Here is an 18134-nt window from a genome sequence, read left to right as displayed (position 1 = left end):
AACAGGAGCCGCCCCCATGAAAAAGACGCCACTCGCGTTATTGCTGACCCTTGGTTTGCTCAACACCCCGCTGTCGGCGTTCGCCGCGACCGCGCCTCTGGATCTGGTGGGGCCGGTGTCGGACTACAAGATCTATGTCACCGAACAATTGGATGAACTGGCCAGCCACACCCAGCAGTTCACCGACGCAGTGAAAAAAGGCGACCTGGCCACCGCGCAAAAGCTCTATGCGCCGACCCGCGTTTATTACGAGTCGATCGAGCCGATCGCCGAACTGTTCAGTGACCTCGACGCGTCCATCGACTCCCGCGTCGATGACCACGAGCAAGGCGTGAAAGCCGAAGACTTCACCGGCTTCCACCGCATCGAATACTCGCTGTTCTCGGAAAAAAGCACCAAGGATCTGGACGCCCTGGCCGATGGCCTGAACAAGGACGTGAAGGACCTGCAGACCCGCGTCGCCGGCCTGACGTTCCCGCCGGAAAAAGTCGTCGGCGGCGCCGCTGCGCTGCTTGAAGAAGTTGCCGCGACCAAGATTTCCGGTGAAGAAGACCGTTACAGCCACACCGACCTCTACGACTTCCAGGGCAATATCGACGGCGCGAAGAAAATCGTCGACCTGTTCCGTCCGCAGATTGAGAAACAGGACAAAGCCTTCGTCGCCAAAGTCGACAAGAACTTCGCCACCGTGGACAAGATCCTGGCCAAGTACAAGACCAGGGACGGTGGCTTCGAGACTTACGACAAGGTCAAGGACAACGACCGCAAGGCGCTGGTCGGCCCGGTCAATACCCTGGCCGAAGACCTGTCGACATTGCGTGGCAAACTCGGTCTGAACTGAGTCCGCGCATAAAAAAATCCCCCGGACGCGTGCTGCGTTCGGGGGATTTTTTGTGGGCCGGTTTTAGAGAATGCGATACAGCAGCCGCTCGACCCGCACCCGACTCACGCGCTTGAGGAACTTGGCCACGCCCGCCGGGTAGTCCGGCAAGGCTTCCAGGTCCTGGAATCGCTCGATCCGCGTGGTGTGTTCGAAGATGTTTTCCAGCTCCACGCGGCGCGGCTCCAGCCACTCGCCTTTCGGGTCATCGATCAGCAAGGCGTTTTCCAGATCGAGCCGGAACGCCCGCGGGTTCAGGTTGTTGCCGGTCAGCAGCGTGTAGCGCTGGTCGATCCACATGCCCTTGAGGTGATAGCTGTTGTCGCCTTCACGCCACAGATGCAGGTTCAACTGGCCGCTGTCGATGTTGCGCTGATGCCGCTTGGCGAAACGGCGCAGGCTGATCTCGTAGAGATACGGCAGCGCAGCGATCACCTTGAACGGCTCGGTCGGCGGAATGTAGAAGTCGTTGGCGGTCTTGTCGCCGACCACGATGTCGATCTTCACGCCGCGCGCCAGCGCCCGGTTGATCTCGCGGATCACCCCCAGCGGCAGGTTGAAGTACGGCGTGCAGATGGTCAGTTGCTTCTGGGCGCTGGCGATCAGCTCCAGAATCACCCGGTTCAGCGGGTTGTTCTTGCCCACGCCGAGCAACGGACTCACCGACAGACCGGTATGCGCCGTGCTGCCGGCGCTGGTGTCGTACGCCGCATATTTGAGGCGGCTGCGCAGGTCGCCGATGTCGTTGCGCAGACTGCGGGTGGTCGGCAGGTTCGGCAGGTCGAGGCGATGCACCGCTTTCGATTCGATCAGGCCGTGCTTGACCAGATGGTGCATCGAGTCCGCCAGTTCGCGGCTTTGCAGCACGTGATAACGGTCGAAGCGGTACTTGTCGAATTTGTGCAGGTAGACGTTGTTCAGGCTCGCACCGCTGTAGACCACGCAATCGTCGATCACGAAGCCTTTGAGGTGCAGCACGCCGAACAGCTCGCGGGTCTGCACCGGCACGCCATAGACCGGCACCACGCTCTGGTGGGTGCGGGTCATCTCCTGATACCACGCCGAGTTGCCCGGCTGTTTGCCGGCACCGATCAAGCCACGCTGGGCCCGCAGCCAGTCGACGACCACCGCGATTTCAAGCTCGGGACGCTTGAGTTTGGCGGCGTGCAAGGCATCGAGAATTTCCTGGCCGGCTTCATCGTTTTGCAGATAAAGCGCGACGAGGTAGATGCGCTGGGTCGCCTGGGCGATTTTCTCCAGCAGGCAACGACGGAAATCGGCGGCGCCGGGCAGGATTGTCACGGCCTCGGCGGTCAGCGGAAAGCTGCGCAGTTTGGGCAGCAGAGAGCGTTTGAAAAGCAACGGCATAGGGCTCGCAATGGGTCGAATCCGAAGAACCCGAGAGCTTACACCATCAACTCCTTCGGGTCTTCCCGCCTGATTGATCGTTCCCACGCTCTGCGTGGGAACGCAGCCCGGGACGCTCCGCGTCCCTTCCAGAGCTGGAACGCAGAGCGTCCCTTGAGGCATTCCCACGCAGAGCGTGGGAACGATCAAGCAGAACGCGAGAGCGATCATAAAATAACTGCTTGACCAAGGAGAACGATCGTTCTACTGTTCGCCACATGAACGAAATCACACGCAACGACACAACCCGAGACATCATTCTGGATGTCACCGAAAAGTTGATCTACAAAAGTGGCATCGCGGCCACCGGCATGGATCTACTGGTGAAAACCGCCGGCGTTTCCAGAAAGAGTATCTACCGCTACTTCGCCAACAAGGAGGAGCTGACCGTCGCCGCCCTGCAACGCCGCGACGTGCGCTGGATGCACTGGTACAGAAGCGCCGTCGACCAGGCCGAGACCCCGGTCGACCGCCTGCTCAACCTGTTTACCGTGCTCAAGGGCTGGTTCGCCTCTGAAGGTTTCCGGGGCTGCGCCTTTATCAACACCAGCGGTGAGACCGGCGATCCGCAGGATCCGGTTCGCCAGGTCGCCAAAGACCACAAACAGAAACTGCTCGACTACCTGTGCGAGCTGTGTACCGAACATGGGGCCGAGGACCCGCAACTGCTGGCCAAACAGTTGCTGATCCTGATTGACGGCGCCATTACCGTAGCGCTTGTGATGGGTGATCACAGTGCCGCCGATAATGCGCAATGCATGGCGCGAAAGTTATTGGACCTGTAACGCCTTAATAAGCCTGACAAGTTGTTTAACTGTTAATAGATCGGGAGACAAACATGTCTACTGCAGCCGAAGTTCGTCCGCCATTGCCACCGTTCAACCGTGAATCGGCCATTGAAAAAGTTCGTCTGGCCGAGGATGGCTGGAACTCCCGCGACCCGGAACGCGTGTCGCTGGCTTACACCCTGGACACCAAATGGCGTAACCGCGCCGAATTCGCCAACAACCGCGAAGAAGCCAAGGGTTTCCTCACTCGCAAATGGGCCAAGGAGCTGGATTACCGCCTGATCAAGGAGCTCTGGGCTTATTCCGACACCCGCATCGCCGTGCGCTATGCCTACGAGTGGCACGACGACTCGGGCAACTGGTTTCGTTCCTACGGCAACGAGAACTGGGAATTCGACGAGCACGGCCTGATGTTCCAGCGTTATGCCTGCATCAACGACATGCCGATCAAGGAGAGCGAACGCAAGTTCCACTGGCCGCTGGGCCGGCGCCCGGATGATCATCCGGGGTTGTCCGAACTCGGTCTGTAAACATGTATCTGCAGGAACTGCACTTAGCAGCTCCTGCAGTTTTTTCGCTGATCATATTTGAGTCACAGAGATTTTAGTAACGGGGACCGCTTGAGGGGACATAGTTAGGATCATTCTCAAGCGTATAGGTCACCGTTGCCGAGTGACTCTCTGGATTCAACTGCACATTGGATATTGAAACAATCTTGCCCGCCTTCTTAGCAAGGATTCGGCCTTGTTTTTAGCATCTTGTTCGGTCTCCGAAGTGCCGTTTAAATCGACGATAATTTCCATATGAAACCTCATTTTGTCCGTGCCCAATTCGAGTAACCGGGTGCACGAATTGTTTCATAAGGAAAGCAGTGCATAACCTGTCAGATCTGAGAGGCAGTTAGTTGAATTGGGAATGATGTTCCTCAATCTGATAACCATTGGATTGGTAAAGGCTTTGCTGGCAGAACCAAGACAGGTCGCCGCGACATGAGGAAATGAGTAACATGACTGCCCTCCCCGCAGCCCAGCTCTGCAACCTGCCGAATAAGCCGATTCCATGCCTTTCGAACTCAGCGTTGACCTCACCACCTTGGCCGTTCTGGCCCTTGTCGCTTTCATTGCCGGATTCATCGACGCCATCGCCGGCGGTGGCGGACTGTTGACCACGCCTGCGTTGCTCACCGCCGGCCTGCCGCCGCACCTGGTGCTGGGCACCAACAAGTTGAGTTCGACCTTCGGCTCGGCCACCGCCAGTTTCACCTTCTACCGACGCAAGCTGTTTCACCCACGGCAGTGGATGCACGCTATCGTCGGCACGCTGGTCGGTGCGCTGACCGGCGCCATTGTCGCGCATTACCTGCCCGCCGAATGGCTGAACAAGATGCTGCCGGTGATCGTCTTCGCCTGCGGCCTGTACCTGTTGTTTGGCGGCACGCCGAAAGCGCCGCTGGACAGCGACGCACCGATCAAGAAAAAGTGGCAATCGACCCAAGGCTTCAGCCTCGGTTTCTACGACGGCGTAGCCGGTCCCGGCACTGGCGCGTTCTGGACCGTCAGCAGCCTGCTGCTGTACCCGATCGATCTGGTCAAGGCCAGCGGCGTGGCACGCAGCATGAACTTCGTCAGCAACATTGCGGCGCTGTCGGTGTTCGTGTTTTCCGGGCAGGTGGACTGGATCATCGGCCTGAGCATGGGCCTGTCGGTGATGGTCGGCGCATTCTTCGGGGCGCGCACCGCGATCAGCGGCGGCGCCAAGTTCATTCGTCCGGTGTTCATCACCGTGGTGTTGGGGTTGACCGTGCGTCTAGCCTGGCAGCACTGGTTCAGCGTGGCCTAAGCGCCGCGCCACGTAGACGTCGATCAGGTAACGGGCAATCGATTTGGACGCCGGCAACGGCGGCAGAGCGTGCACGTTGAACCACTGGGCGTCTTCGATCTCGTCTTCCTGACAGACAATCTCGCCACCGGCATATTCGGCATGGAAGCCGAGCATCATCGAGTGCGGGAACGGCCAGCACTGGCTGCCCATGTACTGAATGTTCTTCACCTCGATCTGCACTTCCTCGCGCACTTCGCGGATCAGGCAATCCTCGGCCGACTCCCCCGGTTCGGCAAACCCGGCCAGCGTGCTGTAGACCCCGGTGACAAAACGCGGTGAACGCGCCAGCAAGATCTCATCGCCACGGGTCACCAGCACGATCATGCTCGGGGAAATCCGCGGATAACTACGCAAATCACACGGCTGGCAATACATCGCCCGCTCCCGCGGCACCTGGGTCATGGCCTGACCACAGTTGCCGCAGAAACGGTGTTCGCGCGCCCAAGTGCCAATCTGTGCGGCATAACCCAGCACTTTGTAGATCGTGTGATCGCCGTCGAGCATGAACGCCCGCAAGCCTTTCCAGTTGCACCCCGGCACCTCGCTGGTGCTGTGCAGTTCCAGCAGATACACCGGTTCGCCATCGAGATGGCCGATACCGTGTTCGGCCAGGATCGACAAGTCCTGGCGCTTGAGCCATTCCCGGGGGAACAGCGCGCCGTTGTCATCGAACAGGAAACCCTCGGGGCTGCGCGCCACGGCCCAGCCGCCGGGTTGATCGGTGTCCAGTACTGCAGTGGTCCAGCGAGATGTCATGGTTTCTCAATCCAGAAATTCGGGTTTCTGTTTGCTCATATGGGCGGCCATGGCCACACGCAAATCGTTGGATTGCAGCATGGCGGCGTTCCAGGTGGCAACGTACTCGAGACCGTCGTCGATGCGATGGTCGCGCATGTAGCTGATCATTTCCTTGGTGCCGGTGACCGCGATTGGCGACTTGCCGGCGATATCCCGGGCAATGTCCATCACACCTTCGATCAGGCCGTCCTTGTCGCTGTAGACGCGATTGACCAGGCCGATGCTGCGCGCCTCTTCAGCGCCAAAGGTGCGACCGGTGTAAGCCAGCTCACGCAGCATGCCGTCACCGATGATCCGTGGCAACCGTTGCAGGGTGCCGACGTCCGCCGCCATGCCGATGTCGATTTCCTTGATCGAGAATTGCGCGTCTTCGGCGGCGTAGCGCATGTCGCAGGCGGCGATCAGGTCGATGGCGCCGCCCAGGCAATAACCCTGGATCGCCGCGAGTACCGGTTTGCGGCAATTGTCGACCGCATTGAAGGATGCTTGCAGGGTCAGGATTTTTTTACGCAGCAGACGTGCATTGCGGCCGACATCCTTGCCCAGCTCATTGGCCACGCCGGCCAGCATCATCAGGTCCATGCCCGAGGAAAAGTGTTTGCCGGCCCCGCTGAGCACCACCACCCGCACTTCGTCGGTGTCGTCGATCCACTGGAACACCTCGACGATTTCACTCCAGAACGCGGCGTTCATCGAGTTGATCTTTTCCGGACGATTGATCTGCACATGGGCGATGTTGTCGGCCAGTTCGACGCTGAAGGCGGTGTATTGAGTCATGGCAGAAATCCTTTACCGGGCTGAAAATGAGGCCCGAACTATAACAAGGCATCAGCACGGCGGTTCGGCCAAATGCGGGACTCTAGCCGTTCTTCACCGCGACGAAGGCGGCGGTCTCGTAAGGCACCGTCACTATCTCCCTGCCCCGCAGCTGCGGCTCGCCGGCAATCAGTTGAGCAATCTGCTCGTCGATCTTCGCGCGCTGCTGATCGCTCAGCGCGGCAATGAAACTGGTGGAGCGCACCCGGTTGAAGATCACATCTTCCGGCGCGCCGGTATGCCCGTGCTGGAAATGCTGCGCCTGCAACGGCCCGAACGCCGGATGGGGAAAGGCCTTGCGCCATTCACCGGTGTAGAAACGCGGCGTGTCGCCTTCCAGCGCATTGACGATGGCGTCCAGTTTGGGCACCCAGTCGATCCGGGTGTCGCGCAGGTTCCAGATCAGGCCCAGTTTGCCGCCCGGTTTGAGGACTCGAGCAATTTCATCCAGCGCCTCGGTGCTGGCAAACCAGTGAAAGGCCTGTGCGCAGACCACCGCATCCACCGAGGCGTCGGGCAGCGGCAAATCCGTTGCAGTGCCGCTGACGGCCAGCACCTGCGGCCAGGCCAGCGACAGTTTTTCCAGCATCTGCGCCACCGGTTCCACGGCAATCACCTGAGCGCCGGTCGCCACCAGCCGTCCGGTGAACTTGCCGGTGCCGGCGCCGAGGTCGATAACGGTCTTGTGGTTATCGAGGCCCAGTGTGCCGGTCAGCCATCCGCTGACGGCCGGCGGGTAGTCGGGCCGGCCTTTGACGTAGGTGTCGGCGGCGGTTTTGTAGCCGCTGGCGGCCGAGTGGTGAACCTGATCTTTCATGGCCAAACTCCCATGGTAGAACTGCAGATCGACGACGAACGCTGACCAGCATAGCGCCGGAAAAAGGGCTTTCCTTTAACAAAGCCTGACAAAGCGATGAATAAATGTTCACCCTGCGGTGTTCAAAGTGAAACATGACCCCTTGTGGAGCCTTGCCCATGACTATCCGTTCCGTTATGTTCGCCGCCCCGTTGCTGGTGGCCGCCGTTTTCGCGAGCCCCCTCGCCTTCGCCAATGGCGATGAAGAGGCGCCGGTACAGAAGCCCAACTGCCCCAAAGGCCAGGTGTTCGACACCAAGACGCAGAAGTGCGTGATGCAGACCAGCCATCTGGTGCCCGACGCCGACCGGACCGATTACGCCTACCGTCTGGCCAAGGCCGGCCGTTACGACGAAGCCCTGGCCCTGCTCGATACGCTGGAACAACCGAACACCGCCAAGGCTCTCAACTATCGCGGTTACGCGACGCGCAAACTGGGGCGCACCGACGAAGGCATCGGTTATTACCTGCAATCGGTGAAGCTTGATCCGCAGTACGCGCAGGTCCGCGAATACCTGGGCGAGGCTTACGTCATCAAGGGCCGCGTCGATCTGGCGCAGGAGCAGTTGCAGCACATCCAGAAGATCTGCGGCACGACCTGCGAGGAATACCGGGACCTGGCCGAAGCCATCAACGATTCATCGAAAACCTGACACGACACGCGGAGGCGAACATTTTCAGCGATCAGGCCTTCAGAGCCGAACTCGGGCAACACCTGGCGCGCCTGTGGCGTTACGGCTTGCTGCTGTCGCGCAATCGGCACGTGGCCGAGGATCTGGTGCAAGCCACCTGCGTGCGGGCGCTGGAGCGTTCGGGCCAGTACGTGGCCGGCACGCGCATGGATCGCTGGCTGCTGAGCATCCTGCATTCGATCTGGCTCAACGAAGTGCGCGCCCGCCGGGTGCGCCAGGGCCAAGGCGTGACGGAAGCCGACAGGCAGCTGACCTTCGATGGCGAATACGCCGCGCAGACTCATGTGATGGCCGCGCAGGTGATCCGCCGCGTCGATGCGCTGCCGGAAACTCAGCGTGAAACGGTGTATCTCGCTTACGTTGAAGGCCTGTCCTACCGCGAAGTCGCCGAGATCCTGCAAGTGCCGATCGGCACAGTCATGAGCCGCCTGGCCACCGCGCGCCTGAAACTGGCCGAATACCCGCCGCTGCAAGCGGTACCGAACACCCCCGCAGGAGACCGGCAATGAATACGCCTTCCGACGAGCAACTGGTGGCGTATCTGGACGATGAGCTGGACCGCGAACAGCGCAGTCAACTCGACAGCCTCATTGCCGACGATCCGCTGCTGAGTTTGCGGGTGCAATGGCTGAGCCGCAGCAACCTGCCGTTCAAGGCCGCCTATGACGAACTGGCGCAACAGGCCCCGCTCGACCGTTTGCAGGCCCGGCTCGATGCGGCACCGTCACCGCAGAAACCCGGTTTCAGCCGACGCTGGTTCATCGGCGCGGCGGCAGCGGGCGTGGCACTCGCGGGTGTCGCGGCGGACCGCTTGTTCCTGGCCTGGCAAACGCAGCAATCGCACAACTGGCGCGAGCTGGTGGGCGATTACATGGCGCTGTATGTGCCGCAGACCCTCGAACATCTGCCCACCGATGAAGCCTCGCAACAGGCGCAGTTGCGAGCCGTCGATGCGCGGCTGGGTGTAAGCCTGTCGCCGGCGAAACTCAAACTGCCCGGCGCGCAGTTCAAACGTGCGCAATTGCTTGAGTATGACGGTGTGCCGATTGCGCAGATGACCTGGCTCGATGCCAAACATGGCCCGCTGGCGCTGTGCGTCACGCGCACCAACAGCGGCAGCCAGCCGCTGGCCCATGAACGCCGTCACGGGATGAACGTGGTGTACTGGACCGAACGCGAACACGCCTGGATGCTGATCGGCCATCATCCGGCTTCCGAGCTGGAAGACATGGCGAAAATGTTTAAGACCAGGCTGAACGTTTAAAGAATTTTGTCACTATGCTGCTCGGGTGATTTTCCAAGAAGGATGGATTTATGCCGATTTCGCCACGCACAGCCCTGCTGGTCATCGACGTACAGAACGACTTCATTCCCGGCGGCCAACTGGCCGTGCCTGAAGGCGACCTGATCGTCCCGCTGATCAACCGTCTCGCCGAACACTTCAAGCAAGTGGTCATTGCCCAGGACTGGCACCCGGCCGGCCACACTTCGTTTGCCTCCAGCCATCCCGGCCGTCAGCCCTATGATGTGATTCAACTGCCGTATGGCGAGCAGACTCTTTGGCCGGATCACTGCATTCAGGGTTCACACGGTGCCGAGTTTCATTCGGGACTTGATCTGCCCCACGCGCAATTGATCATCCGCAAGGGTTGCAACCCGGACATCGACAGTTATTCGGCGTTTCTGGAAGCGGATCGCGTCACGACCACAGGTCTGGCCGGTTATCTGAAGGAGCGCGGCATCGACACCGTGTACATGGTCGGTCTGGCGCTGGATTTCTGTGTGATGTTCTCCGCGCTGGATGCGCGGGCGGCTGGGTTCAATGCGTTTGTGGTGCTGGATGCGTGCCGGGCGATTGATTTGAATGGCTCGCTGGCGACGGCGATCGAGCGGATGCAGGTGGCCGGGGTTGGATTGATCCAGTCCACTGAACTGCTTTGACCGACGTGCTGATCGTTCCCACGCTCCGCGTGGGAATGCATACGGTGACGCTCTGCGTCACAAAGGACGCGGAGCGTCCTGGGCGGCATTCCCACGCAGAGCGTGGGAACGATCAGCGCTCTGAGTGGGACCTCAGCGATCATCAAGTCGGGGTAGGCAGCCAAAGTCTGAACCGCGCCCCGCCCAACGGCGAACCCTCCATCGTCAACGTCCCGCCCTGCGCTTCCAGCGCCCGCCGGCTGATTGCCAGCCCCAGACCAAACCCTCCGGTGGCCCGATCGCGGCTGCGATCCAGTCGATAGAACGGCTCGAAAATCCGCTCCCGCTCGTCTTCCGGGATGCCGATCCCGTCATCATCCACCCAGATTTCACAGCCCTTCGGGCAGACCTGCACGCCAATCTGAATGCGTTTTTCGCAGTAGCGCATGGCGTTGCGCAGCAGGTTCTGAATCGCCCGGGCTGTCAGGCGTGGGTCGAGGGTGAAGCGCTCCAGCTGATTGTGCAGCAGCACATCGATGACGATTTCCGGGGATTCCAGCTCTTCGTCGACGCTGCCCAGAATGCTGTCGATGAACTCGTCCAGCGACACTTCGACCTGCTCCGGCAACTTCGCCGGATTCTGCAAACGGCTGTAGGACAGCAACTCCAGCACCAGCTCATCGAGTTCGCGGATGTGCGCGACCAGCCCTTGCAGGCGTTCGCGGCTGGCCTGCGGCAAGTCATCGGACAGCGCCAGCGCCAGGCCGAAGTCAAGGCGGGTCAGTGGCGTGCGCAGTTCGTGGGACACGGCGTTGAGCAGGTCCCGCTGCTGGTTGAGCAGGTTTTCGATGTCGCCGGCCATGGTGTCGAACACGTTGGCCAGACTGCCGATGTTGGAGCTCGGGCCGATTTGCGTGCGCTCGCTCAAATGGCCCTTGCCGAACCGTTCGGCCGTGCCTTTGAGGCGTTCCAGATCGCGCCAGTGCGGACGAAACCAGAGCAACAGGCACGCCAGCAGACTCGCGCCGATCAGCACGTTGATGCTCCAGTACAACAGGTTCACGTCCATCGGATCCGGCGGCACCACCATCTGCACCGCCATTTCGTCGTTCAGCGGCGTGACCGCCAGCGTGCGCCAACCCCAGTCGCCCACCCGCACCATGTTCTCACCACGCCGCAGCCGCTCTTGCTCGATGGCGGTGAAGCCAGGGTCATCAATACGGGCGAGCACGATGTGCAGCGGCTGGAAATCCTTGTCCATCGACGCCGCGAGTGCCGGCCACTGGTCCTGCGGCACCGCGCGAAACTGCTTGGTGATCAGCGATTGCAGGCCACGGGAGTAGTCGAGGTTGTAGGTGACGAAACGCTGCTTGAACGCCATCACCACCAGATCCGGCACCAGATAAATCGCCGCACTGTAGGAGACGATCGTCACCAGATAGAGGCGAAAGAGGATTCTGAACATCGAATCAGCATTCCCACTCGGAACGGCTGAACAGATACCCCTTGCCCCACACGGTCTTGATTTTGCGCGCCTCGCCGGCATGGTCGTCGAACTTGCGCCGCAACTTGGAAATCGCCACGTCCACCGAACGGTCGGTGCCGTTGAACTCGATGCCGCGCAGGCGTTGCAGGATCTGGTCGCGACTCAGCACTTCACCGGCATGACGGGCCAACACCACCAGCAGGTTGTATTCGCCGCTGGACAGTTCCACCGGTTGCTCGCGCCAGGTCACCGTGCGTTCCGACAGGTCGATGCACAGGTTGCCCATCAGGATCCGGTCGTTGGCGGTCATCGGTTCGCCGAGGCTGCTGCGGCGCAGCAAGGTGCGCACCCGCGCCAGCAGGACGCGCGGCTCACAGGGTTTGGTGACGTAATCGTCGGCACCCATTTCCAGGCCCAGCACCTGATCGTGGCTGTCGTCGCGGGCGGTGAGCATCAGGATCGGCAGCGTTGCCGAGTCGGCGCGCAGCAGGCGACAGACCTGCAAGCCGTCGAGGCCCGGCAGCATCAGATCGAGGATTACCAGGTCCGGCGGACTCAGCCGCGCCCGTTCGCGCACATGGTCGCCACGGCCGATCACGCTGACGGAGTAACCGTTGCGTTCGAGGTAACTGGAGATCAGTTCGGCGAGGGCGGTGTCGTCTTCGACCAGAAGAATGTTGGGCATTGAGGTGTCCAGAACAGGCGGTGGCGACTGCTATGTCGCAAAAAATTTCAAGGCCTGAAGGATATACGCCCTCGCCCGTCCCTGAGCAAAACCCTTACACAATTTCACACAGCACCTACAAAGCTTCACCGCTACCCTCGGCGACTGTCCGTAGGATGCGCAGATCAATATTGGGGGTTGTACATGTCGAAAAATCTGCTGGCCGGGCTCGGCCTGATCGCATTGGCGCTGATGCTGAGCGCCTGTGATAAATCCTCGAACGCCGAGGAACAGGCGCCGCCGGCCACCGTGCGGATCGAAACCCTTGAGGCGCGCCCCCTGTCGATCAGCAGCGAACTCAGCGGGCGGATTGCCGCGCCGCGCATTGCCGAAGTCCGCGCCCGGGTCGCCGGCGTGGTACTGCAACGTACCTACCGCGAAGGCAGCGACGTTAAAAAAGGCGACGTGCTGTTCCGCATTGATCCGGCGCCGTTCAAGGCTGACCTGGACAGCGCCGAAGCCGCGCTGCGCAAGGCCGAGGCCAACGCGTTCCAGGCAAAACTGCAGGAGCAGCGCTACGCCCAGTTGATCGATGACAAGGCCATCAGCGCTCAGGACTACGACAACGCCCGCGCCAATGCCCGGCAGACGGCCGCCGACGTTGCCGCCAACAAGGCTGCTGTCGAGCGGGCGAAGCTGAATCTGGGCTACGCCACCGTCACCGCGCCGATTTCCGGGCGTGTCGGCCGAGCCCTGGTGACCGAAGGCGCGCTGGTCGGCCAGAACGAAACCACGCCCATGGCGCTGATCCAGCAACTGAACCCGATCCACGCCGACCTCACCCAGTCGACCCGCGAATTGAATGAACTGCGCCGGGCATTTCGCTCCGGCCAGTTGCAGCAGGTCGGTCAGGATCAGGTCAAGGCCACGCTGATCCAGGACGACGGCAGCCTCTATCCGTTACCCGGCAAGTTGCTGTTCAGCGACATCACGGTCGATCCGGGCACCGGGCAGATCATCCTGCGCAGCGAGTTCCCCAACCCGGATCTCGATCTGTTGCCCGGCAGCTACGTTCGCGTGCGCCTGGAACAAGGCGTGATCCAGCACGGTCTCACCGTGCCGCAACGCGCGGTACAGCGTGACAGCGCCGGTGTGGCGCAAGTCCTGACTGTCGACGATCAGATGCGTGTTGCCCAGCAGCCGGTGCAGCTTGGCGCTGTGCAGAACGACCGCTGGATCGTCACCGGTGGCCTGAAGGCCGGCGACCGAATTGTCATCGAAGGCCTGCAACATGCCCGTCCGGGCGAAGTGGTGCAGATCGACGACACCCCTCTTCCACTTGCCCAGACCTCTGGTCAGTAAGCAGGACGCTCTTCTATGCCGCAGTTCTTTATCGACCGCCCGGTGTTCGCCTGGGTCGTCGCGTTGTTCATCCTGTTGGCCGGTGCGCTGGCCATCCCGCAATTGCCGGTGGCGCAATACCCCGACGTCGCGCCGCCGCAGATCGAAATCTACGCCGTGTACCCGGGCGCCTCGGCGCAGACCGTCGACGAAAGCGTGGTCAGCCTGATCGAGGAAGAGCTCAACGGCGCTGATCACCTGCTGTATTTCGAATCGCAAAGCAGCCTGGGCAGCGCCACGATCAAGGCCACGTTCCAGCCGGGCACCAACCCGGAGCTGGCGCAGGTTGATGTGCAGAATCGCCTGAAGGTAGTCGAGTCACGCCTGCCGCAAGCGGTCAATCAGCAAGGTTTGCAGGTGGAGAAAGTCTCCGCCGGCTTCCTGTTGCTGATCACTTTGACCTCCAGCGACGGCAAGCTCGACGACGTGGCGCTCAGCGATTACCTGGCGCGCAACGTGATGAACGAGATCAAGCGCATCGACGGTGTCGGCAAGGCCCAGTTGTACGGCGCCGAGCGGGCGATGCGGATCTGGGTCGATCCGCAGAAGCTGATCGGTTTCAACCTGACACCCGCTGACGTCAACGCCGCCATCGTCGCGCAGAACGCCCAGGTGTCGGCCGGCAGCATCGGCGATCTGCCGAACCCGAGCACTCAGGAAATCACCGCGACGATTCTGGTCAAGGGTCAGCTGTCGACGCCGGAAGAGTTTGCCGACATCGTGCTCAAGGCCAATCCGGACGGCTCCACGGTACGCATCAAGGATGTGGCGCGGGTCGAGATCGGCAGCCAGGAATACCAGTTCGGCACGCGTCTGAACGGCAAGCCGTCCACCGCTGTCGGCGTGCAACTGTCGCCGGGCGCCAACGCCCTCAGCACCGCGACCTTGATCCGGGCGAAGATGGATGAACTGTCGCGCTACTTCCCGGCGGGCGTGGAATACAAGATTCCTTACGACACGTCGCCATTCGTGAAGGTCTCGATCACCAAAGTGGTCTACACCCTCGGCGAGGCCATGCTGCTGGTATTTGCGGTGATGTTCCTGTTCCTGCAGAACATCCGCTACACCCTGATCCCGACGCTGGTGGTGCCCGTGGCACTGATGGGCACCTTCGCGACCATGCTTGCGCTGGGTTTCTCGATCAACGTGCTGACCATGTTCGGCATGGTGCTGGCCATCGGTATTCTGGTGGACGACGCCATCGTGGTGGTGGAGAACGTCGAACGGATCATGGCCACCGAAGGCCTGTCGCCGAAAGAAGCAACGCGCAAGGCGATGACCCAGATCACCGGCGCGATCATCGGCATCACGCTGGTGCTGGTGGCGGTGTTCATTCCGATGGCGTTCATGCAAGGTTCGGTGGGCGTCATCTATCGCCAGTTCTCGTTGTCGATGGCCACCTCGATCCTGTTCTCGGCATTCCTCGCCCTGACCTTGACCCCGGCACTGTGCGCCACCTTGCTCAAGCCGATTGCCAAGGGCGAACACCACGAAAAAACCGGGTTCTTCGGCTGGTTCAACCGCCGTTTCGAGCAACTGACCGATCGCTATCAGGCCTGGGTTGGCTATGCGCTGAAACGCACCGGTCGTTATCTGCTGATCTATGGTGTGCTGCTGGTGGGTCTGGGCCTGTGCTTCGCGCGCCTGCCCTCCTCGTTCCTGCCGGTCGAGGATCAGGGTTACACCATCACCGACATTCAACTGCCACCCGGTGCGAGCAAGAACCGCACGGTGCAGGTGGTTGAGCAGATCGAAGCGCACAACGCCGGCGAACCGGGCGTGGGCGACAGCACTGTGATTCTCGGTTTCAGCTTCTCCGGCAGCGGGCAGAACGCCGCGCTGGCGTTCACCACGCTCAAGGACTGGTCGCAACGCGGCAGCGACGACTCGGCCAGTTCGATTGCCGACCGTGCCAACATCGCCCTCAGCCAGATCAAGGACGCCGTGGCCTTCGCCGTGCTGCCGCCGCCGGTGGATGGTCTCGGCACTTCCAGCGGTTTCGAGTTCCGTCTGCAGGATCGCGGCGGCCTGGGTTATGCGACTTTGATGGAGGCGCGCACCCAGTTGCTGGAAGCCGCCGAGAAAAGCCCGATCCTGATGAACGTGCGTGAAAGCGCACTGGCCGAAGCGCCACAAGTGCAACTGGAAGTGGACCGTAAACAGGCCAACGCGCTGGGCATTTCCTTCGCCGATGTCGGCAACGTGCTGTCCACCGCCATCGGCTCCTCGTACGTCAATGACTTCCCCAATCAGGGGCGGATGCAACGGGTTGTCGTGCAGGCTGAAGGCGATCGCCGTAGTCAGGTCGATGACCTGCTGAAGATGCACGTGCGCAACGACGCCGGGAAAATGGTGCCGCTGTCGGCGTTCGTCCGAGCCACATGGACCCAGGGCCCGGCACAACTGACCCGCTACAACGGCTACCCGGCAATCTCGATTTCCGGTGAGCCGAAACCTGGTCACAGCACCGGCGAAGCCATGGCGGAAATCGAACGTCTGGTGGCCCAGGGGCCGAAAGGTCTGGGTCAGGAATGGACTGGTCTGTCGTTGCAGGAGCGTTTGTCCGGCAGTCAGGCACCGATTCTGCTCGGGCTGTCGCTGCTGATCGTGTTCCTGTGTCTGGCGGCGTTGTACGAGAGCTGGTCGATTCCGACTTCCGTGCTACTCGTCGTACCGCTCGGTGTTCTCGGCGCGGTCCTGGCGGTGACCTTGCGCGGAATGCCCAACGACGTCTTCTTCAAGGTCGGCCTGATCACCATCATCGGCCTGTCGGCGAAGAACGCGATCCTGATCATCGAGTTTGCCAAGAGCCTGTATGACGAAGGTCATGACCTGATTGACGCCACGCTGCAAGCCGCGCGTCTGCGCTTGCGGCCGATTGTCATGACCTCGCTGGCGTTCATTCTGGGCGTGGTACCGCTGGCGATTGCCACGGGCGCAAGTTCGGCAAGTCAGCAGGCGATTGGCACCGGGGTGATTGGCGGGATGATTACCGCAACATTGGCGGTGATTTTCGTGCCGGTGTTTTTCGTGGTCGTGATCAAGCTTGTGCGCCGGTTCACCAAGCCTGATTGATAGAGCGCTCCCGGCGCGGTGGCCAGAGGTCGCCGCGCTGGGCTAAGGTGTCTGAACCGCCCTGGCCCATCGAGTCCCCATGCGCTTCCTCGCCCGCACCCACCCTCGCCTTTCCGCCGCTGCGCTATTCGGTCTTGCCGTCGGCCTGCTGATCCCTGCCGACTCGGTCATCAGCAAAATCCTTATCGGCTGGAACGCCGGCGTCTGGACCTATCTGCTCCTGATGTTCTGGCTGACAGCTCGCGCGAAAGCACCGGACGTCAGACGCATCGCCGAAGTCGAGGATGAAAATGCCGGGCTGGTGTTGTTCGTTGTGTGCATCGCGGCTCTGGCCAGCCTCGCCACCATCACCTTCGAACTGGCCGGCAGCAAGGACCTGGAAACCACTCGCAAACTCCTGCACTACGGATTCACCGCGCTGACGGTGATCGGTTCATGGTTGCTGATCGGGGTTATCTTCAGCGTCCACTACGCCCGGCTGTTTTACACCTGGGACGGCAAGGAGCCGGCGCTGCGCTTTGCCGAAGGCCTGACCACGCCCAACTATTGGGACTTTCTGTACTTCTCGTTCACCATCAGCGTTGCTGTGCAGACGGCGGATGTTGGCGTGGCCACGCGAGAGATACGCAAGATCGTGTTGGCGCAGTCGTTGATCGGGTTTGTATTCAATACGGCGATTCTGGGGTTTTCGATCAATATTGCGGCGGGGTTGTTTGGTTGACAAATTTTCCACGCTCAATCCACATGTGTATCTGGTGCAACTGCGCCTGGCCACGGCAAGGCGGACTCGACATGGGCCGGGGCACTGACCAGCGAACGCTCTTGTATAAAATCGGGGCACTTACCTTTTCTCTAAACCATTCAAAGAACGGAAAACAAGCACACTTTAACTTATCTGTAAACTGTCAACTCTGACAGTTTACAGCGGCGATATGATGAGTTCTGATAACTTATCCATAAACAGGACCCCGATCAGGTCTTTGGATACCTCACCCAGGCATAGAGGATTTTATTATGAGAACAAGTACTCAACTAAAACCCGTCGCACCGTATTTTATCGGCAACATTGACAAGACACCCTTTGAAGCAAACCAAAGGGAGGTAAAGGACGCTAACCTTCCACCTCCATTTGATAATCACCTTATTTTTTCGGCCACTCAGCGCGAAGCCGATTTAAGCTATAGAGAAATCCGGATAATTTTACCGAAAACGCTTGAATACAAGACTTATTCGTTGACTGACTCTGAAACCCCGATTCGCTTTGAATATATCAATGATACTAACGCCGACATCAATGTTTACATAGGGATTGAAGGCACTATCACGCTTTTCGAATCCAGTGAGACCAATGCCGTGGCTGCTCAATTCGAGGTCAAAGTCGAGGATGACAACCACGATACACAATTAGAGACTGATGGTGAATTTGACATGTTGCTTCCATGACTTTTTACATGAAAAAAAACATCCCGA

18 protein-coding genes are annotated in these 18134 nt (G+C 60.4%); 12 read left to right on the top strand and 6 right to left on the bottom strand.

Features of this window, described 5'->3' with window-relative positions; all coding sequences use genetic code 11:
• Window positions 1-16: 16 nt before the first annotated feature.
• Complete coding sequence (gene efeO, locus AC07Y2_RS00630) at window positions 17-841, top strand: iron uptake system protein EfeO (RefSeq protein WP_039768660.1); 825 nt, start codon at window positions 17-19, stop codon at window positions 839-841.
• Between the two features lie 63 nt (window positions 842-904).
• Here efeO and pssA read toward each other — a convergent pair whose 3' ends face one another.
• Complete coding sequence (pssA, locus tag AC07Y2_RS00625) at window positions 905-2248, bottom strand: CDP-diacylglycerol--serine O-phosphatidyltransferase (protein WP_103385207.1); 1344 nt, start codon at window positions 2246-2248, stop codon at window positions 905-907.
• 257 nt (window positions 2249-2505) lie between these two features.
• On the opposite strand from pssA, the gene AC07Y2_RS00620 reads away from it, so the two are divergent.
• The 3 genes from AC07Y2_RS00620 to AC07Y2_RS00610 all read left to right on the top strand — a co-directional run bounded on the left by AC07Y2_RS00620 (window position 2506) and on the right by AC07Y2_RS00610 (window position 4914).
• Window positions 2506-3072 (top strand): TetR/AcrR family transcriptional regulator, encoded by a 567-nt coding sequence (locus AC07Y2_RS00620; protein ID WP_103385206.1) that lies wholly within the window; start codon window positions 2506-2508, stop codon window positions 3070-3072.
• 53 nt (window positions 3073-3125) lie between these two features.
• Window positions 3126-3605: a nuclear transport factor 2 family protein gene (locus tag AC07Y2_RS00615; protein WP_007951263.1), complete on the top strand. Its 480-nt coding sequence runs from the start codon at window positions 3126-3128 to the stop codon at window positions 3603-3605.
• 529 nt (window positions 3606-4134) lie between these two features.
• Window positions 4135-4914, top strand: a complete 780-nt coding sequence (locus AC07Y2_RS00610; RefSeq protein ID WP_027611974.1) for a TSUP family transporter — start codon at window positions 4135-4137, stop codon at window positions 4912-4914.
• Here the strand turns inward: AC07Y2_RS00610 and nudC are convergent.
• The 3 genes from nudC to AC07Y2_RS00595 all read right to left on the bottom strand — a co-directional run bounded on the left by nudC (window position 4882) and on the right by AC07Y2_RS00595 (window position 7387).
• Entirely contained in the window at window positions 4882-5712 is an 831-nt protein-coding gene (gene nudC, locus AC07Y2_RS00605; protein WP_064596865.1) for an NAD(+) diphosphatase, read from the bottom strand. The two genes, AC07Y2_RS00610 and nudC, sit on opposite strands and share 33 nt — an antisense overlap.
• Before the next feature lie 6 nt (window positions 5713-5718).
• Window positions 5719-6531 (bottom strand): crotonase/enoyl-CoA hydratase family protein, encoded by an 813-nt coding sequence (locus AC07Y2_RS00600; protein ID WP_103385205.1) that lies wholly within the window; start codon window positions 6529-6531, stop codon window positions 5719-5721.
• 82 nt (window positions 6532-6613) lie between these two features.
• The gene (locus AC07Y2_RS00595; protein WP_103385204.1) at window positions 6614-7387 is read right to left on the bottom strand and encodes a class I SAM-dependent methyltransferase; all 774 of its coding nucleotides are present in this window, start codon (window positions 7385-7387) and stop codon (window positions 6614-6616) included.
• Between the two features lie 158 nt (window positions 7388-7545).
• Here AC07Y2_RS00595 and AC07Y2_RS00590 point away from each other — a divergent pair, with 158 nt between their 5' ends.
• The 4 genes from AC07Y2_RS00590 (at window position 7546) to pncA (ending at window position 10059) form a co-directional block, all read left to right on the top strand.
• The gene (locus AC07Y2_RS00590) at window positions 7546-8079 is read left to right on the top strand and encodes a tetratricopeptide repeat protein (RefSeq protein WP_039768673.1); all 534 of its coding nucleotides are present in this window, start codon (window positions 7546-7548) and stop codon (window positions 8077-8079) included.
• Window positions 8080-8141: 62 nt separating this feature from the next.
• Complete coding sequence (locus AC07Y2_RS00585) at window positions 8142-8627, top strand: RNA polymerase sigma factor (protein WP_103385203.1); 486 nt, start codon at window positions 8142-8144, stop codon at window positions 8625-8627.
• Entirely contained in the window at window positions 8624-9382 is a 759-nt protein-coding gene (locus tag AC07Y2_RS00580; RefSeq protein ID WP_103385202.1) for an anti-sigma factor family protein, read from the top strand. The genes AC07Y2_RS00585 and AC07Y2_RS00580 overlap by 4 nt, the downstream gene beginning before the upstream one ends.
• A 50-nt stretch (window positions 9383-9432) precedes the next feature.
• Window positions 9433-10059 carry a bifunctional nicotinamidase/pyrazinamidase gene (pncA, locus tag AC07Y2_RS00575; RefSeq protein ID WP_039768677.1) on the top strand — a complete coding sequence of 209 codons (627 nt, stop codon included), beginning with the start codon at window positions 9433-9435 and terminating at the stop codon, window positions 10057-10059.
• 142 nt (window positions 10060-10201) lie between these two features.
• On the opposite strand, the gene AC07Y2_RS00570 is transcribed toward pncA, so the two are convergent.
• Together AC07Y2_RS00570 and AC07Y2_RS00565 are read right to left on the bottom strand one after the other, a co-directional pair.
• Complete coding sequence (locus AC07Y2_RS00570; RefSeq protein WP_103385201.1) at window positions 10202-11503, bottom strand: ATP-binding protein; 1302 nt, start codon at window positions 11501-11503, stop codon at window positions 10202-10204.
• A 4-nt stretch (window positions 11504-11507) separates the two neighbouring features.
• Entirely contained in the window at window positions 11508-12209 is a 702-nt protein-coding gene (locus AC07Y2_RS00565) for a response regulator (RefSeq protein WP_039768681.1), read from the bottom strand.
• A gap of 183 nt (window positions 12210-12392) precedes the next feature.
• Here AC07Y2_RS00565 and AC07Y2_RS00560 point away from each other — a divergent pair, with 183 nt between their 5' ends.
• From AC07Y2_RS00560 to AC07Y2_RS00545, 4 genes are all read left to right on the top strand, one after another.
• Window positions 12393-13550 (top strand): efflux RND transporter periplasmic adaptor subunit, encoded by a 1158-nt coding sequence (locus AC07Y2_RS00560; RefSeq protein WP_039768683.1) that lies wholly within the window; start codon window positions 12393-12395, stop codon window positions 13548-13550.
• A gap of 15 nt (window positions 13551-13565) precedes the next feature.
• On the top strand, window positions 13566-16664 hold the full coding sequence (locus AC07Y2_RS00555) for a multidrug efflux RND transporter permease subunit (RefSeq protein WP_103385200.1): 3099 nt from the start codon (window positions 13566-13568) through the stop codon (window positions 16662-16664).
• A 79-nt stretch (window positions 16665-16743) separates the two neighbouring features.
• Window positions 16744-17385: a DUF1345 domain-containing protein gene (locus tag AC07Y2_RS00550; protein WP_039768687.1), complete on the top strand. Its 642-nt coding sequence runs from the start codon at window positions 16744-16746 to the stop codon at window positions 17383-17385.
• Between the two features lie 293 nt (window positions 17386-17678).
• Window positions 17679-18107, top strand: a complete 429-nt coding sequence (locus AC07Y2_RS00545) for a hypothetical protein (protein WP_074690491.1) — start codon at window positions 17679-17681, stop codon at window positions 18105-18107.
• Window positions 18108-18134: the final 27 nt, after the last annotated feature.

The sequence above is a fragment of the Pseudomonas sp. GW456-12-1-14-TSB6 genome (assembly GCF_059424205.1).
This window is presented reverse-complemented; position numbering and strand designations above follow the sequence as displayed.

Coding starts and splice junctions, on each gene's coding strand:
- efeO (WP_039768660.1), top strand. CDS start 17: ATGAAAAAGACGCCACTCGCGTTATTGCTGACCCTTGGTTTGCTCAAC.
- pssA (WP_103385207.1), bottom strand. CDS start 2,248: ATGCCGTTGCTTTTCAAACGCTCTCTGCTGCCCAAACTGCGCAGCTTT.
- AC07Y2_RS00620 (WP_103385206.1), top strand. CDS start 2,506: ATGAACGAAATCACACGCAACGACACAACCCGAGACATCATTCTGGAT.
- AC07Y2_RS00615 (WP_007951263.1), top strand. CDS start 3,126: ATGTCTACTGCAGCCGAAGTTCGTCCGCCATTGCCACCGTTCAACCGT.
- AC07Y2_RS00610 (WP_027611974.1), top strand. CDS start 4,135: ATGCCTTTCGAACTCAGCGTTGACCTCACCACCTTGGCCGTTCTGGCC.
- nudC (WP_064596865.1), bottom strand. CDS start 5,712: ATGACATCTCGCTGGACCACTGCAGTACTGGACACCGATCAACCCGGC.
- AC07Y2_RS00600 (WP_103385205.1), bottom strand. CDS start 6,531: ATGACTCAATACACCGCCTTCAGCGTCGAACTGGCCGACAACATCGCC.
- AC07Y2_RS00595 (WP_103385204.1), bottom strand. CDS start 7,387: ATGAAAGATCAGGTTCACCACTCGGCCGCCAGCGGCTACAAAACCGCC.
- AC07Y2_RS00590 (WP_039768673.1), top strand. CDS start 7,546: ATGACTATCCGTTCCGTTATGTTCGCCGCCCCGTTGCTGGTGGCCGCC.
- AC07Y2_RS00580 (WP_103385202.1), top strand. CDS start 8,624: ATGAATACGCCTTCCGACGAGCAACTGGTGGCGTATCTGGACGATGAG.
- pncA (WP_039768677.1), top strand. CDS start 9,433: ATGCCGATTTCGCCACGCACAGCCCTGCTGGTCATCGACGTACAGAAC.
- AC07Y2_RS00570 (WP_103385201.1), bottom strand. CDS start 11,503: ATGTTCAGAATCCTCTTTCGCCTCTATCTGGTGACGATCGTCTCCTAC.
- AC07Y2_RS00565 (WP_039768681.1), bottom strand. CDS start 12,209: ATGCCCAACATTCTTCTGGTCGAAGACGACACCGCCCTCGCCGAACTG.
- AC07Y2_RS00560 (WP_039768683.1), top strand. CDS start 12,393: ATGTCGAAAAATCTGCTGGCCGGGCTCGGCCTGATCGCATTGGCGCTG.
- AC07Y2_RS00555 (WP_103385200.1), top strand. CDS start 13,566: ATGCCGCAGTTCTTTATCGACCGCCCGGTGTTCGCCTGGGTCGTCGCG.
- AC07Y2_RS00550 (WP_039768687.1), top strand. CDS start 16,744: ATGCGCTTCCTCGCCCGCACCCACCCTCGCCTTTCCGCCGCTGCGCTA.
- AC07Y2_RS00545 (WP_074690491.1), top strand. CDS start 17,679: ATGAGAACAAGTACTCAACTAAAACCCGTCGCACCGTATTTTATCGGC.